The sequence below is a fragment of the Gemmatimonas sp. genome, assembly GCF_041689975.1.
Taxonomy (GTDB): domain Bacteria; phylum Gemmatimonadota; class Gemmatimonadetes; order Gemmatimonadales; family Gemmatimonadaceae; genus Gemmatimonas.
Window position 1 is genome coordinate 1 of record NZ_JBDNFF010000033.1, and the last position, 14,058, is coordinate 14,058.

At 60.9% G+C, this 14,058-nt stretch carries 15 protein-coding genes; 3 read left to right on the plus strand and 12 right to left on the minus strand.

What is annotated here, in order from left to right; translation table 11 throughout:
• The 11 genes from ACESNG_RS02395 to ACESNG_RS02445 form a co-directional block, all read right to left on the minus strand.
• Window positions 1-209 (minus strand): hypothetical protein (locus ACESNG_RS02395; protein WP_373067644.1); only part of this gene is annotated, 209 nt, incomplete at its 3' end.
• A 2-nt stretch (window positions 210-211) separates the two neighbouring features.
• Window positions 212-1,033, minus strand: a complete 822-nt coding sequence (locus tag ACESNG_RS02400) for a nucleotidyltransferase family protein (RefSeq protein WP_373067647.1) — start codon at window positions 1,031-1,033, stop codon at window positions 212-214.
• Window positions 1,030-2,442 carry a Gfo/Idh/MocA family protein gene (locus ACESNG_RS02405; RefSeq protein WP_373061562.1) on the minus strand — a complete coding sequence of 471 codons (1,413 nt, stop codon included), beginning with the start codon at window positions 2,440-2,442 and terminating at the stop codon, window positions 1,030-1,032. Before ACESNG_RS02405 ends, ACESNG_RS02400 begins: the two co-directional genes overlap by 4 nt.
• On the minus strand, window positions 2,439-3,428 hold the full coding sequence (locus tag ACESNG_RS02410) for a sugar phosphate nucleotidyltransferase (protein ID WP_373061560.1): 990 nt from the start codon (window positions 3,426-3,428) through the stop codon (window positions 2,439-2,441). Before ACESNG_RS02410 ends, ACESNG_RS02405 begins: the two co-directional genes overlap by 4 nt.
• Window positions 3,429-3,584: 156 nt before the next feature.
• Window positions 3,585-3,962 carry a cupin domain-containing protein gene (locus tag ACESNG_RS02415; RefSeq protein WP_373061558.1) on the minus strand — a complete coding sequence of 126 codons (378 nt, stop codon included), beginning with the start codon at window positions 3,960-3,962 and terminating at the stop codon, window positions 3,585-3,587.
• 25 nt (window positions 3,963-3,987) lie between these two features.
• Window positions 3,988-4,545, minus strand: a complete 558-nt coding sequence (locus ACESNG_RS02420; RefSeq protein ID WP_373061556.1) for a F0F1 ATP synthase subunit delta — start codon at window positions 4,543-4,545, stop codon at window positions 3,988-3,990.
• Complete coding sequence (atpF, locus tag ACESNG_RS02425) at window positions 4,545-5,147, minus strand: F0F1 ATP synthase subunit B (RefSeq protein WP_373067649.1); 603 nt, start codon at window positions 5,145-5,147, stop codon at window positions 4,545-4,547. The genes ACESNG_RS02420 and atpF overlap by 1 nt, the downstream gene beginning before the upstream one ends.
• A gap of 66 nt (window positions 5,148-5,213) precedes the next feature.
• A complete protein-coding gene (atpE, locus tag ACESNG_RS02430; RefSeq protein ID WP_373061606.1) occupies window positions 5,214-5,483 on the minus strand; it encodes an ATP synthase F0 subunit C in 270 nt (89 codons plus the stop codon).
• A gap of 172 nt (window positions 5,484-5,655) precedes the next feature.
• Window positions 5,656-6,594, minus strand: a complete 939-nt coding sequence (gene atpB / locus ACESNG_RS02435; RefSeq protein ID WP_373067651.1) for a F0F1 ATP synthase subunit A — start codon at window positions 6,592-6,594, stop codon at window positions 5,656-5,658.
• Window positions 6,595-6,615: 21 nt separating this feature from the next.
• On the minus strand, window positions 6,616-7,002 hold the full coding sequence (locus ACESNG_RS02440) for a hypothetical protein (protein ID WP_373061550.1): 387 nt from the start codon (window positions 7,000-7,002) through the stop codon (window positions 6,616-6,618).
• The gene (locus ACESNG_RS02445) at window positions 6,999-7,277 is read right to left on the minus strand and encodes an AtpZ/AtpI family protein (RefSeq protein WP_373067654.1); all 279 of its coding nucleotides are present in this window, start codon (window positions 7,275-7,277) and stop codon (window positions 6,999-7,001) included. The genes ACESNG_RS02440 and ACESNG_RS02445 overlap by 4 nt, the downstream gene beginning before the upstream one ends.
• Before the next feature lie 268 nt (window positions 7,278-7,545).
• Here ACESNG_RS02445 and ACESNG_RS02450 point away from each other — a divergent pair, with 268 nt between their 5' ends.
• The 3 genes from ACESNG_RS02450 (at window position 7,546) to ACESNG_RS02460 (ending at window position 12,572) form a co-directional block, all read left to right on the plus strand.
• Window positions 7,546-7,995, plus strand: a complete 450-nt coding sequence (locus ACESNG_RS02450; protein WP_373061548.1) for a BsuPI-related putative proteinase inhibitor — start codon at window positions 7,546-7,548, stop codon at window positions 7,993-7,995.
• Between the two features lie 133 nt (window positions 7,996-8,128).
• Window positions 8,129-9,112, plus strand: coding sequence for an AAA family ATPase (locus ACESNG_RS02455; RefSeq protein ID WP_373061546.1), 984 nt, complete (start codon window positions 8,129-8,131; stop codon window positions 9,110-9,112).
• 184 nt (window positions 9,113-9,296) lie between these two features.
• Complete coding sequence (locus ACESNG_RS02460; protein ID WP_373067656.1) at window positions 9,297-12,572, plus strand: AAA family ATPase; 3,276 nt, start codon at window positions 9,297-9,299, stop codon at window positions 12,570-12,572.
• Window positions 12,573-12,585: 13 nt separating this feature from the next.
• On the opposite strand, the gene ACESNG_RS02465 is transcribed toward ACESNG_RS02460, so the two are convergent.
• Entirely contained in the window at window positions 12,586-13,914 is a 1,329-nt protein-coding gene (locus ACESNG_RS02465) for an HD-GYP domain-containing protein (protein WP_373065155.1), read from the minus strand.
• Window positions 13,915-14,058: the final 144 nt, after the last annotated feature.

The following is a 14,058-nucleotide window of genomic DNA, read 5'->3' on the forward strand; positions in this document are numbered from 1 at the left end:
CCGGCATAGTCCACATGCTTGCCGAGCACTTCGAGGCGCCCCGGCACGATCCAGACACGACGATTGTCCGGTGGCACGTCCGCGTCGTCCAGCGCCTGATGCGCGTCGCGCAAAAGTGAGCGGTAGGCGTTCGCCACCAGCGGTGAAAATCCCGCACGGTCGAAGCGATGGCGCACGAACGGTTCGCTGAGCGGCGGAAACGCGTCCATCGTCACGGAAGCGGTTCGACAAACGAGAGCCGCTCCACGACACCGGCGATATCCGACCGGCGCGAGAGATCGAGCACAGGCGCGCTCATGCGAACCGCACGAACGAGTACACCTTCATGCAGCGCGAGACTCACGGCCTCCGGCAACTCGTACTCCCCGCGCGACGAGAGCGGCACGCGACGGCACGCGTCGACGACCGCCGGTGTCACCGCCCACAGGTTCATGCCGACCCAGGTTACCGTTTCACCTGCGAGGTCGAAGGTCGCTCCCGGCTTTTCGATGATCCCACGGAGCGTACCGTTGGTGCTGACATCGAGCACGGCAAACGCGCCCACGCGCTCGGCGTCGACATTACCCTCACGCATGAGTGCATCGCGATCGAACGCCACGACGCCGGCGCTATCTTCGGCAGCCAGCTCGCGGAACGCACGGATCGGGTAGTAATTGTCGGCGTTCAACACCAGAAACGGCTCGTGACCGATCGCATCACCGAACGCATCGGCCGCCACCGTGACCGCATTGGCCGTGCCGATCGGAGCCGGTTGCACCGCAAAGCGCAGGCGCACACGACGAGGCGGCGCCTCCTCCGTGAAATACTGCCGCACACCATCATGACCGGGACCGATCACCAGAAGCACATCGGTGATCCCCGCATCAGCGAGCGCCGAGATGACGTACTCCAGAAAGGGGCGCTTGATCGGAATCATCCCCTTCATACCGGATTCGACCGCCGCCACCTGCGAGGCCTCGAGCGCTGCGGTGTCGTCCGTACGACGCATGCGGGTACCGAGGCCTCCGGCCATGATGACGGCCGCACGGATCATGTCGTGCCGGGACCCTGCGGCGCGGTGGATGTCTTCCACGCACCACGGGTGAAGTCAGGGAACTTGACCGGCGCACTGCCCTTCTTGATCGACTGCTCGCACAGCGCGTACGGCACGCTCCACGCCGCGGCATCGTACACGTCAAAATCGGGGGCGAGGCCTTCGCGCATGCACTGCACGAGCCGGTACGCCATGATGAAGTCCATGCCGCCGTGGCCGCCATTCTTGCGCGCCATGTCACCCACAGCGGTCCACAACGGATGCTCGTACTTGCTCTTGAACTCGGCCAGCGGCGTCCACCGCTCACCACCGGCCGCACCGTCGATGTAGAGACGGGCGGGGTAATCGTTGAAGATCGCCTTCGAGCCCTGCAGGTTGTTCAACCGCGAGTACGGGCGTGGATTCACGACATCGTGCTGCAGCAAGATCGTGCGTCCCTTGGCTGTTTTAATGAGCGACGTGTTCATGTCGCCGGCCTTGTAACGCTCCTTCCACTTCGGACTGTCCTTGGGTTCCGACCGCTCGCGCCATTCGGTAAGTCCCGCTTCCGGCGACGACATCGACACGACGTATTCGAACTTGTCACCGCGATGAATGCCGAGGTACTGCGCGACGGGACCGAGGCCGTGCGTGGGATAGAAGTTGGTGTCGCGTTCGGTGTGCGGAAGGCGACGCCAGAGTCCTTCGTCCTTGTTCTCGAACAGGATCTCACGGAGGTCATGCAGATATGCCGCCTCCGCATGCAACAACGTGCCGAACACGCCCTCACGCACCATGCGCAATACCGTGAGCTCGCTGTTGCCGTAACAGCAGTTCTCCATGAGCAGGCAATGCCGTTTCATCGTCTCCGACGTGTCTACCAGCTCCCAGCACTGATCCACTGACAGGGCGATGGGCACTTCGCTGCCGGCGTGCTTCCCGGCCCGCATGGCCGCCAGCACGACGGGCGTATGCCATGGCCACGGCGTCGCGGTGTATACGAAGTCGATATCGTCGCGCTGCACCAGACGTTCAAAATCCCGCTCGCCATTCGTGTATAGCGCGGGAGCCTTGCGTCCCGCCTTCACGACGCGATCGGCCGCGCGCTGCGCTTTCTCCGGTACGACGTCGGCGAGCGCCGTGATCTCCACGCCTTCGATGGCCAGCAGTTCGCCCAGGACGGAGCTGCCGCGCAATCCGGTACCCACGATGGCAATGCGGACCGTGGCGTGCTTCTCGAACGGGACACCGAGCATGCTGCCGTTCCCGGCCAGCGGGGGCGGCGTGAGATCGACACGCCAGGCATCGGTGCTCCCCAGCAAGCGCGCCGGCGTTCCTGTCACGGCCGCCGCGGCCAAAGCGGCCGCCGCGCCAGTCAACAAATCTCTGCGCGAAACGCCGCCGGTGGTTCCGTTCGATTCGTCGTTCACGTGTCCATCCGGACGTCGGAATCATCGCCCAGGTTCATACTACCTTTTACCCCTTTCACGACCACGCGGTCACCGAGAAATGTGTCGTGCAGCCGCGCGTGCTCCACCAGTGTTTGCTCCCCGATCACGGCGTTGGTTACCGACGAATGCCGCACCGTGCTGCCCGCGCCAAGGGACACGTTCGGCCCCACCGTCGCGTGCTCGATCGTGCAGCCGTCTTCGATGTACACCGGCTCGACGATCGTGGCGCCCTCCCCCAGTGTCTCCGGGCGACGAGCGCGTCCCTTCTCGAGCATCGTGCGATTGGTGTCGAGCAGCGTCTCCAGCTGACCGGCGTCGTACCAACCGGCCACATCGACGACTTTGATCTTGGCGCCGTGGTCGATCATATACTGGAAGGCATCCGTGAGATACCACTCGCCCTTGTTCGGCGCGGTCGTGAGCACGTGTTCGATGCCTTCGTACAACAGCTTCCAGTTCTTGATGTAGTACAGTCCGATGTTCGCGCGCTTTGAAATCGGCTCCTTCGGCTTCTCCACGATCTTCGTCATGTGGCCGTGCTCGTCGGTCACCACCACGCCGAAGCGCTGATAGTCTTCGACTTCCTTGGTCCAGATGATGCCGTCGTCGTCGCTGTCCTTGAGAATGGTCAGGTCGGCATCGAAGATCGTATCGACAAAGATGATCAGCACCGGCTGATCGACGAACGGCTTGGCCAGTGCCACCGCGCCCGCCGTGCCGTCTTGCACCGCCTGCTCGATGAACACGCTCGGGATGTCGTACGTCGTGCGGGCGTAGGCTTCGACTTTGTCCCTCAAGTGGCCGGTGATGTAGACGACCTGCTCCACATTGCCGAGTTTGAGCACGTCATCCATCACGTAGCTCATGACCGGGCGGCCGGCGACCTTCAACATCGGCTTCGGCGTGACGTGCGTGTGCGGCCGAAGGCGTGTGCCTTTCCCGGCGAGAGGGATAATGACCTTCATGTCGATTTCAGTCCCGAGTGGCGGGGGTGAGCCGGGCGCTGCTGCAGATCGACGCAAGATGCAGAACGGCGCCGTCCTCGGGGAGGGGCGGCGCCGTACGAACTGCTCAGGATTCCTCCACGGCCGACGAGCGGCCAGCGGCCACCGCCGAGCGCGTCAGGGAGCGCTGGTGCCCTCTCGGCCGTACCGGTCCTTGATCCGGACCACGTCATCGAGCTCCGGCGTGCTGGCTTCCAGCACATCGCAATCGGTAATGGCTTCCATGTAGTGGATCGTGCCCGGCGTGATCCGGAACGACTGGCCGGTGGTCAGCCGCTGGTCGTGCAGCTCGGTTTCACCCGGCAGCTGCACCCAGTACGTCATTTCGCCCCGCAGCAGATAGACGGTTTCGTCTTTCCGCTCGTGGTACTGCACAGACAGGGCCTGTCCGGCGGTGATGTGCAGGATCTTGCCCACATATCGATCGGTGTGTGCCCAGATCGTCTCGTGTCCCCACGGTTTTGGGACATGCCGGACTTCGACGCGACCGCTCATGCAACGCTCCTGAATCGTAAACGAATCATGCGCGCGAGGTGCCCATACGACGGCGCAGCAGGCCGAGTTTGCGGCGCAGCGAGCCGTCCATCACGGTGTCGCCGATGCGCACCACGATGCCGCCGAGAATGCTGGGGTCGACCGCGAGGTGCGGCACCACGGTTTTGCCGACGATGGCCGACAACCGCTTGCCGATCTCGTCACGTTCGTCCTCGCCCGTTTCACGTGCCACGGTCACGCGCGCATGCACAATACCGGCCGAGGCGTCGAGCAACGTGTCGTACTCCTTCGCGACGGTCGGGATCAGCATCTGACGACGGTTCTTCACCAGTTGCTGCAGGAAGCGCAGGAACAGGCGCGGCACACGATCGACGAGCGCCTTGGTCAGTACCGCCGACTTCTGGTCGGCCGCAATACGCGGCGACTCGAGGAAGTGATAGAGCGTGACGTCGGTTTCGATCGCGTTCGCGACCTGCCGCAACATCGTACCCCATCCCGTCGTGTCCTCGGCCTTGTGCGCGAGTGACAGCAGCGCCTCGGCGTAATTACGGGCGACCGATTCGCCCTGCACGCCGGCCGGCATCAGCGCGTACCCTTGGCGCCGTCGAGCGAAGCCAGGAAGCTCTCGACAATCTTGCGGTTGCCGGTGGAATCGAGGTTCTGCTCGATCACGCGCGAGGCGCCGGCGATGGCGAGGTCGATCGCTTCCGTACGCAGCGCGGCGATGGCGGCAGCCTTTTCGCCCTCGATGGCACGTCGAGCCTGCTCGATCATCTCCTCCTGCTGCGTCTTCGTGAGCGCGAGCAGATCGGTACGCATCTTCTCGGCTGTGGCGCGGCTGTCAGCGATGATCTGCTGCGCTTCCGTACGAGCGGTTTCGAGATGCGCCTTCTGCTGCGCGAGAATCGCCTCGGCGGCGGCTCGGTCGCGCTTGGCGCCTTCGATCGCGTCTTCGAGGGCCTTTTCACGCGCCTCGACGGCCGCGAAGATGGGCTTGAAGGCGAACTTCGCGAGGACCGCGAACAGGAGCCCGAAGATGATCAGCGTCCAGAACATCACGCCGACATTGGGATCGAGCAGACTCGTCGGGGCACCCTCGGCGGCTTCGAGAGCAAAAGCCGGAGAGGCGGTGACGGCGAGCAGAGCAGCAAGCGCGCCGATACGGCGAGCGGAACGAGCGAACATGGAGGGGTCCACGAGAAGAAGAGAGTGCGGCGGGGCGCCCCGATGGACGCCCCGCGCGCGAACACGTCAGAACGTGATCTTGCCCTGAATCAGGTAGCCGATCACGACGCCGAACAGCGCGGCACCTTCGATGAGCGCGGCCAAAATGAGCGCGGCGGTCTGAATGCGACCCGCGGCTTCCGGCTGACGCGCCATGCCTTCGACTGCCGAACCACCGATGCGGCCGATGCCCAGGCCGGCGCCGATCGCGGCACCACCGGCAGCGATGCCGGCGCCGATCATGGCGAGGCCCTTCGGATCCTGAACAACCGGCACAACGGCCTGAAGGAGACCCATGATTTCCATCGTAACACTCCGAAAATAGTCGTTGAGAAATGCACTCCCGGCGGCGGTACCAGGTACCGCGCCCCCGTCAGCGGGCCGAAGCCCAACGGGAATCACCGATCGCTCGATCGGTTACGTCTCTCGTGGGCAGTGGGAGGACCGGCCCTGAGAGTGACAACAATTCCTAATGGTGTGCTTCGCGGATCTGTCCGATGAACACGCAGGCGAGCAGCGTAAAAATGAAGGCCTGCAGGAAACTCACGAACAGTTCGAGCATACTGATCGCCGTCGCCATGAGGACCGGCACACCGGCCAAGGCCCACGACTGGAACGAGAAAATGAGTCCGAGGATCGCGAGCAGCAGGATGTGCCCCGCGGTCATGTTCGCGAACAGACGGATCGTGAGGGCGAAGGGCTTCGAGATTTTGCCCACCATTTCGACCGGCGTCATGACGAAGAACATCAAGACGCGCATGACGATCGGCAGGTCCTTGTTCCAATAAAAGATCGTGCTCAGGTAGCCGAGACCGTTGGCGCGAATACCCGCGACTTCAACGACAACGGCCGTGATGATCGCCAGCGTCGCGGTCACGGCAATGTTGCCGGTGGCCGTGGAGCCGTACGGGATCATTCCGAACAGATTGCACGTGAGGATGAAGAAGAACAGCGTGAGAGCGAACGGCACGAACGCTTCGCCGTGGTGCCCGACGTTCGGCAGCACAACTTCGTTGCGCAGATACAGCGCCATCGCTTCCATCGCGCCGGCGAAGCCCTTGGTCCGACCGTCCGTCTCATGCTGCCTGCGGGAGGTCGACGCGGCGCTGATCAGGACGACGGCGACCAACACCGCCGCCGCCAGCATGAACACCACATGCTTGGTGGGCGAGAGATCGACTTCGAGGCTGCCGATGTGCACCGGCGCCCACCTGGGAAGCTCGACTTCCTTCGCGAGGTGGCTGTTCAGCCACGGGATTTCGAGGTGCGAGCCGTCGGTGATGTGTGGCGTGATGAAGTCCACCGGACCCGCGGCCGGCGCGGCCGGAGCGTGCTCGGTCGACTCCTGGGCATTCAGCGCGACGGGCGCGAGCGCAAGGAGCACGGCACAGGATAACGAGCGGAGCATCGACTGCATCCGATGAAGGCCTTAGTGAGCGTTCAGAAAGATCGGCTCGATGAGCGTCGAGACGAAGTAGAAAACGACCAGCGACACCAGCGCGGGAGTGGACGGCAACCCCAACGCTTCGGCTCCCAGGAAGGCCCAGAACGCCACTGTAGCAAAGCGCAACAGCACTCCCAGACCCCAGCCGGCCATGACCTGCGTTCGCGCGACCAGCATCGCGATGGCAAAGGTGAAGGTCTGCACGATCACGGCGAGCCACGCACTGGCGCGCACCGCACTGGCCGACGCCGGATCGGTCCACACGAACCGCTGCATGATGAACGCAGCTATCACCACCAACGTGACTTGCGCGGCGGTGAAGCCGAGCAAACCGCGGAACAAGCGATTGGGCGCAACACGATCGGTCGTCATGGCTTCGGCAACGAATCGGTGTCGTGGGTGGACCGCGAAGTGACCGGCTTCATAAGACGCCGGTAGCTCGCGTAGAAAGTTCCTCCCCCGCCTACGAACAGCCCCACCAACAAGCAGAGGGGCGATGAGTCGAACCGGCGGTCGAGCCAATTACCGGCGTACACGAACAACAAGATGGACGCGAAGAACTGCATGCCGAGTCCGGCGAGCGCCCACGGAGAGGGCTCTCCGGGCGGCGCCGAGCCGGGTGTTGGATTCCGCGGTTCCACATCCATTCGGGGCGGAAGCTAGACGCTTGTGAAATTTTTCGCAAGCTATCAAAATGACCGAACCCGAACAAAAGCCGACACGAGAACGCAAGCGAGTCACAATTGGGAAATGTGAAGCAGCATCGTCACTTAGCTTGCAACTGATGCTTGACAGCCACAGCTGTCGTTGATACTGTGGCAAAGTATCAATATGTGACCGTGCGTCGTCCAAGTATATGTCGGTGCTTATGATGGGCATCGATCACGACGACCCGACCATCCGACCCACTCTCTGATGCTTTCCCGCATCATCGTTCCGCTGCTGGCTGCTGCCGTGCTCATGTTTGCGTGTGGTCCGCGAACGCCGAGTCCGGTGGCCAACGCGCGCCCGAAGGTCGGCGTCGAGCAGGGCGTCACGTCTCACGTCATGGTGGATACGGCTCAGGGCGTGGTTCGGTTCGCGATCGCGGTCGCGAACGACTCTCGCAAGCGTGTAGAATTGAACTTCCCCGATGGCCGGACGCACGATTTTGTCGTGCTCGACGACGCGGGCCGCGAGGTGTGGCGTTGGAGCACGGGGCGTCTCTTCACGCAGGCCATGCAGAACCGTCTGCTCGACGCGCATGCCTCGGTGATCTATGACGAGCGATGGTCACCGCCGTCTCCGGGCCATTACACTCTTGTGGCGTCATTGCGCAGCGAGAACTATCCGGTGCAGCAGCGCGTCGAATTCGCGCTTCGCTGATCACATCCACACCGCCACTCGCCTCGCGCGCGCGCGCCTATCCGCGCGTTACATTCTCTGGTACTGCAACGGACGCCCGCGGGCGTCCGTATCTGTTTTCAGGCTCGTTTATTTCGCTTCTCACTCCGATCTCGTGACTACACCGCCAGTCGAGAACGACCTCGCCCTGCTCGACCGTCTCGCTGAGGCGCGACGTGAGCTCGCCACGCAAATTGGAAAGCGTATCGTCGGCCAAACGCAGGTGGTCGATGATCTCGTGACCGCGCTGCTCGCTGGTGGACATGTGGTCCTGGTCGGTGTGCCGGGACTTGCGAAAACGCTGCTCGTGCAGACCGTGGCGCAGGCGCTCGACCTCACCTTCTCGCGCGTGCAGTTCACGCCCGACCTGATGCCGAGTGACATCACCGGCACGGAACTGATGGAAGAAGAGCCCGGCACTGGGAAGCGGGCGTTTCGTTTTGCCGAAGGTCCGGTGTTCGCCAACATGGTGCTCGCCGACGAAATCAATCGAGCGCCCCCGAAGACACAGGCCGCGTTGCTGCAGGCGATGCAGGAGCGCACGGTGACCGTCGCGGGACGCACCTACGAGTTGCCGAAACCGTTCTTCGTGCTCGCGACACAGAATCCGATTGAACAGGAAGGCACGTATCCGTTGCCGGAAGCGCAGCTCGACCGCTTCATGTTCGAGCTCACGGTCGGCTATCCGTCGCGTGAAGAAGAAGAGCAGATCGTGATGTCGACGACGGGCGCGTCACAGGGTGAGGTCCGTGCGGTGGTCGGCGGCGAAGAGCTGCTGCGCCTGCAGCGTCTCGTGCGCCGGTTGCCGGCGCCGCCGAGTCTGGTGCAGTACGCCGTGAAGCTCGCGCGTAGCACACGTCCGGACGATCCGAACGCGAGCGCGAAGGTGAAGAAGTACGTGAGCTGGGGCGCCGGTCCGCGTGCGTCGCAGTACCTCGTACTCGGCGCGAAAGCGCGGGCGGCCATGGACGGCCGGGCGATGCCGGATCTCGACGACGTGCGGAGCGTCGCGAAGGCTGTGCTTCGGCACCGCTTAGTGGTGAACTTCCAGGCCGAAGCGGACGGTATCGCGACGGAATCGTTGATTGAATTCCCCTGATCGTCACACCCAAAGGGGACAATACGAATGACGCCACGCGGGCGGTTGCTTCTCGGAGCTACCGCCCGTCGTGCATTTTTCGCTTGGGAAGTTATGATTCGCTGTTGAGAGCGCCTGAACGGAGCCACATTTACCTCCGCTGACGCTTTGCTGACGGGGCGAGTGCAGTGTCAAGTCGTCCCGGGTGGCGACGACGATCACCCAGCCTGTTCTCTTGTTGACGGGAGTGCCAATGGCTCGCAAGCGACCCCAATCCGCTGCCCGTGAGAAAATCACGTTGCCGGAGCTCGTGCACGGCGCCGAGATCGGCGGACTGCCGTTGGTGTTCCAGACATTGGGCGCGGGGCGTCTCGTGCTTGGCGACGAGCGTATTGTACCAAGCACGGGGACGTTGTTTGCGTTGCTGGTGCGCGTCGCGTACAGCCCGGAGTTTCGCCATGCGCGCGACGGACTGCTGTCGATGCTCTGGCCCGGTCAGCCGCTCGGACGGCAGCGCGGGAATCTGCGGCAGACATTGTACAAGGCCCGTTCGATGGGCATCAACGTGTCGCTGCTGGGCGACAGCGTGTGTCTCGATCCACGACAGGTCGTCCTGACTTTCTCGCTGTCGCAGACGACCGCGCTCTTCGATCGCGATGTGGTGCGCGGCAACGAACCGTTCGGGGTGTTCCTCCCGGGCTTCGTAGCCCCGTGGCCCGAGTATCAGGAGTGGATCGACGCCCACCGCGCGACCGTGCACGCGGCGGTGCGACGCGTACTGGTGGAGCTGTTGCGGACGCGCCGCGAGCGTGCCGACTGGTCGGGCGCGGAAGCGTTGGCGCGCTGGCTGCTGCAGTTCGATCCGCTGAACGAGGAGGCCACCCTGACGATGGCCGAGTGCACGATGTTGGCGGGGTCGAAGGCCGAGGCAGTGGCGATCATCGATCGGTACCTGGCCGAGATCGGTCCGTCGGCCGGCGACATCCGCCTGCCGGCGACGCTACTGCGGAAGCGGTTTACCGAGCCGCCCTCGAAGAAACGACCGTCGTTCGTGCCGACGGAGCGCCACTTCGTGGGTCGGACGAGTGAGCTGGCGAATCTGACGATGGCGATGCGGCGAGCGCGGTGGCACGACGGGAGCGCGGTGATGCTGCACGGTCCTTCCGGAATAGGAAAGACGAGGCTCACTCGCGAGCTCAGTAAGGTTGCAGTGATCGAAGGAGTGCGAATTCTGCATACCTCGTGCAGAGAAACCGAGCGATCGCGAAACCTTGGAGTTACGCTCGACTTAATTCCAGAGATGCTTCAGGAGAAGGGGGCACTAGGATGTGCTCCAGAATCCCTCCGCACTTTGAAGATGGTTCGGCAAGGCGATTCATCCGAGGCCCCTCTCGAGTTCGGATCCGACGGCGGCCAGGACCAGCTACTGAACATGCGAAATCGACAGCCGCTTCCAACGAGCAGTGCGCTTCGTGCAGGCTTTATTGACCTGCTCTTCGCTATATCATATGAGCGACCAACATTACTCATAGTCGATGACGTTCAGTGGCTTGACGAGGGTTCGTGGGAACTGCTGGTTGACCTAACTGAGCGTCTCGAAAACGCGCGCGTTTTCTGCGTACTGACTTCTCGAACTGTGAATCCGAAAACGACAAGTTCGAGCTATCTTCCCTCTCGTATCGCACTGATCCAGGTACCATCGCTTGAGCGAGACGAATGCGTACAACTTGCGCACGCGCTCGCATCGGATTTCTCTGCGGGATTGTCGATCCAACTAGCAGACTGGTTTGCTGTCGCTTGCGATGGTGGCCCGCTCTATCTGAGCGCGCTAGTCAGCCACTGGGTTGAGACGGGGGAGGCAGGTGGCGTTCCACCCACGCTCCTTAGCGTGCTTGATCAGCGTTTGAACCAGTTATCAAACGATGCTCTCAGGGTACTACAAACAATCGCACTCCTCGACAAACTGGCGTCAGCGCAACTGATCAGGGAGGTCCTTGAGTTAGAGACTTTTCGACTAATCGATGCGATCGAAGAGCTCGCTCGTGCAAACGCGATGCGAGAGACGAGAACTTCAATCGAAGTTCATCATCTATTGTCGAAAAGTGCCCTACTGAAACTTTCGACTACATCTACGCTCGCCCTTCGCCGGCGCATTGGAGAAGTACTCGCCGGAAAGCTCGAGCAACTCTCGGCACCAATTGAGCTGGTCGTGGGCGAGAACATCGCGTTATCTGGCGATATTGATGGATTAGCGAAGTTTACGCTCGATGCTTTCCACCTGTTCTTGCGAAATGGAGAGGCGCACCGAGCGATCGATTTATACGACGCCAACATCGTCCACCTGCAGGAGCATGAAGCGCGCCATCAGCTCCACGCTTTGCTTCAGGATGCGCTTTACCTGGGCGGATTTTATTCGAGACTAGTGCACAGCCCAAACTATCTTGAGCACATCGCGAATGCTGATCCGATCTGGGACACATCGCACCCGGAGGAGGTTCTTCGAATGCTTGAAGCTGCAGACCACTCCTCCGACGCGAACGACTACGAGAACTTGGCTGCGCGTGCACTACTAATCGCTGAATCGCCGATTGTGCCGACAGACGTCAGACTGAAGGCGGCGACCTTTACCATACGCTCGGCTGGGAATTCTTCAGTCACGTGGCACGCTAAGCGTGCATACGATACTGCAACTAAACTACTGCTTCTGCACAAAGCTGAAGACTTCCAGCGCGATCTTGTTGAACTCTATTACCACACGATTTTTGACGATATGGATCGCGCTGCGCTATCGGCACACAAACTCGCGCACTATGCTGATGGCCTTAGCGATCAAAACAACCGCATAAAGATTCTCTCAGACGCTGCGTGGGCACTTCGTGTTACTGGATCAGTGGTTGAAGCGAAGGCGAGATTTGAAGCTATCGCAATCGACGCGCGCCGACTTCGGATGTTTACGAGAGCAGCGATAGTGGCGACATTTCGGTCATCGCTGGCATTCGAGCTAGATGACGATATCGTCCAAGCTACGTATTGGCTTGAGTTTGGCGGCGCGTTGGTGGGGGAGTCAGACGACCCATTCCTTGACTACGCATATCAGGCACAACGAGCGCGTCTCGCAATCCTCACCGGCGACGTTGAGACCGCCCGCTCCGGCGTGTCAGCGCTCAAGTCAAGTACAGGCGGCCACGCAGTGGGCAACTCATACGTGGCAACCCTGCGTCTCGGATTAGCCCGGATGGAGGGCGACCTTACACTCATGAGCGTTCTTACGCGGCAGCTCCTTAAGTCATTTCGGCAAGAAAAGCGTCAAATTGGTCAAGATTTTCGAGCATTTCAAGTTTACGAGTCGCTGCTAGCGCTAGGTGCGAAGGTCGAGGCTGATAGCATTTTAGCGTTATATGTTAACGAACTTAGGAGAGATCGAACTCCACTTCCTCAGTACCTTAGCAAACATTACTCCACACTAAAGGCGCCTGTTTAGATGCACGTTTCCGTTAGGCGACCGCTGGAGTCTTCGGCCTCCTCGCACGATCGAGAATCTGAGTAAAGGAGAGTGAGCTACGCGAGCTGTCAGCCGGGACGAAAATATGATGATACTCAGGACTCGCCAACAGTGCGTCACAAATGTAAGGATCAAACTGCGCTCCCTTATACTTCAGTAACTCGGCACGAACATCCACTTCAGTCATTGCCTTGCGATAGGGGCGGTCAGTGGTCATCGCGTCGATCGTGTCAGCGAACATTATTATCCGAGATCCGAGCGGAATGTCACGACCAGCTAGCCGATCAGGGTAACCGGTACCATCCCAATTTTCGTGGTGATGTCTCACTGCGGGAATGATATCCGTGAACTCGGACAGCTTTGCCACCAGCTCAGCGCTCTTGATCGGATGAAGTTCCATTATCGCTCGCTCCTCCGGCGTCAGTCTCCCTGACTTCGAGAGAATCGGCCCGAAGATTTCGTGGATCTTGCCAACGTCATGGAGCATTCCGGCAATCTCAATACGGGCGATCTCCTTACTCGAAAGTCCGACGGCCTTGGCAATTATGCGGGAGTACCGACTCACTCTCTGCGAATGCCCGGAGGTGTACGGATCCCGGAACTCAACAGTGTGAACAAATAACTCGAGAAGCTCTTTGTTTGTTGTTTCGAGTTGATGCTTTGACTGATACGTGTACTTAAGTCCGAAGACGAGTGTCAGTAGCGGAGCTGCTCCCCAAACGCTCCAGTCGTGATACGCGCGCGCAAATCCGTATACGAAGGGAATCAGTACGATGTCGTAGACCAAACCGGCCGCGTTTCCTTCGTACCACGTCTTGATGATGTTTTTCCCTTCGGCTAAGCCGATTGCCGCCGCGACAGCGAAAGAATTCACGAGCCCGAAGGCGATCACCGCCGTACTGTGGGGTAGCGCGTGAAATGAGGCATCTGCGCCAGCCAGTGGCTTACCACCGAGGATTAAGTAGGTCAGGCACGCGACCGCGGCCGCAAGCACTAACTGCGCAACATTAAACACCATCTTAATACCGAACTTGCGACGACGGGCTTCGGCTGCTGCACACGCGATTCCTACGAGCGCCACGACTGCCCATGATGGATACAACACAAGAGCGGACAGATGCGGGAGGAACGATGTTTCACCCAGCGAGCTTCGCTGAACGCGATACGCGAGACTCGCTGCGACAAAGCCGATTAGCGTGAGCAACGCCGAGCCCTTCAGATAGTCAAATTCGACTTCTGGTGTTTGCAAATACAATACAGCAATGGCGGCAATTGCCATTGCCACGACCGTCCATACGTACGCGATGACTCGAGTCTTCATCGGAAAATAAGCGCCCCCGTCCGCGCGACTACCTTAGTTCCAGATCTTGGTGTCGGCCAAAACAAACGACCACATCGCATTCACGAGCTGGGCCACGAATTCCATCTTTGCGTCACCTCCCATCGGGGTAGTCACGTGTGTCCC

What these genes read in the sequence shown, in the direction of transcription:
- ACESNG_RS02400 (WP_373067647.1), bottom strand. Translation starts at nt 1,033, where the DNA reads ATGATCCGTGCGGCCGTCATCATGGCCGGAGGCCTCGGTACCCGCATG.
- atpF (WP_373067649.1), bottom strand. Translation starts at nt 5,147, where the DNA reads ATGTTCGCTCGTTCCGCTCGCCGTATCGGCGCGCTTGCTGCTCTGCTC.
- ACESNG_RS02410 (WP_373061560.1), bottom strand. Translation starts at nt 3,428, where the DNA reads ATGAAGGTCATTATCCCTCTCGCCGGGAAAGGCACACGCCTTCGGCCG.
- ACESNG_RS02415 (WP_373061558.1), bottom strand. Translation starts at nt 3,962, where the DNA reads ATGAGCGGTCGCGTCGAAGTCCGGCATGTCCCAAAACCGTGGGGACAC.
- ACESNG_RS02450 (WP_373061548.1), top strand. Translation starts at nt 7,546, where the DNA reads ATGCTTTCCCGCATCATCGTTCCGCTGCTGGCTGCTGCCGTGCTCATG.
- atpE (WP_373061606.1), bottom strand. Translation starts at nt 5,483, where the DNA reads ATGGGTCTCCTTCAGGCCGTTGTGCCGGTTGTTCAGGATCCGAAGGGC.
- ACESNG_RS02420 (WP_373061556.1), bottom strand. Translation starts at nt 4,545, where the DNA reads ATGCCGGCCGGCGTGCAGGGCGAATCGGTCGCCCGTAATTACGCCGAG.
- atpB (WP_373067651.1), bottom strand. Translation starts at nt 6,594, where the DNA reads ATGCTCCGCTCGTTATCCTGTGCCGTGCTCCTTGCGCTCGCGCCCGTC.
- ACESNG_RS02445 (WP_373067654.1), bottom strand. Translation starts at nt 7,277, where the DNA reads ATGGATGTGGAACCGCGGAATCCAACACCCGGCTCGGCGCCGCCCGGA.
- ACESNG_RS02440 (WP_373061550.1), bottom strand. Translation starts at nt 7,002, where the DNA reads ATGACGACCGATCGTGTTGCGCCCAATCGCTTGTTCCGCGGTTTGCTC.
- ACESNG_RS02465 (WP_373065155.1), bottom strand. Translation starts at nt 13,914, where the DNA reads ATGAAGACTCGAGTCATCGCGTACGTATGGACGGTCGTGGCAATGGCA.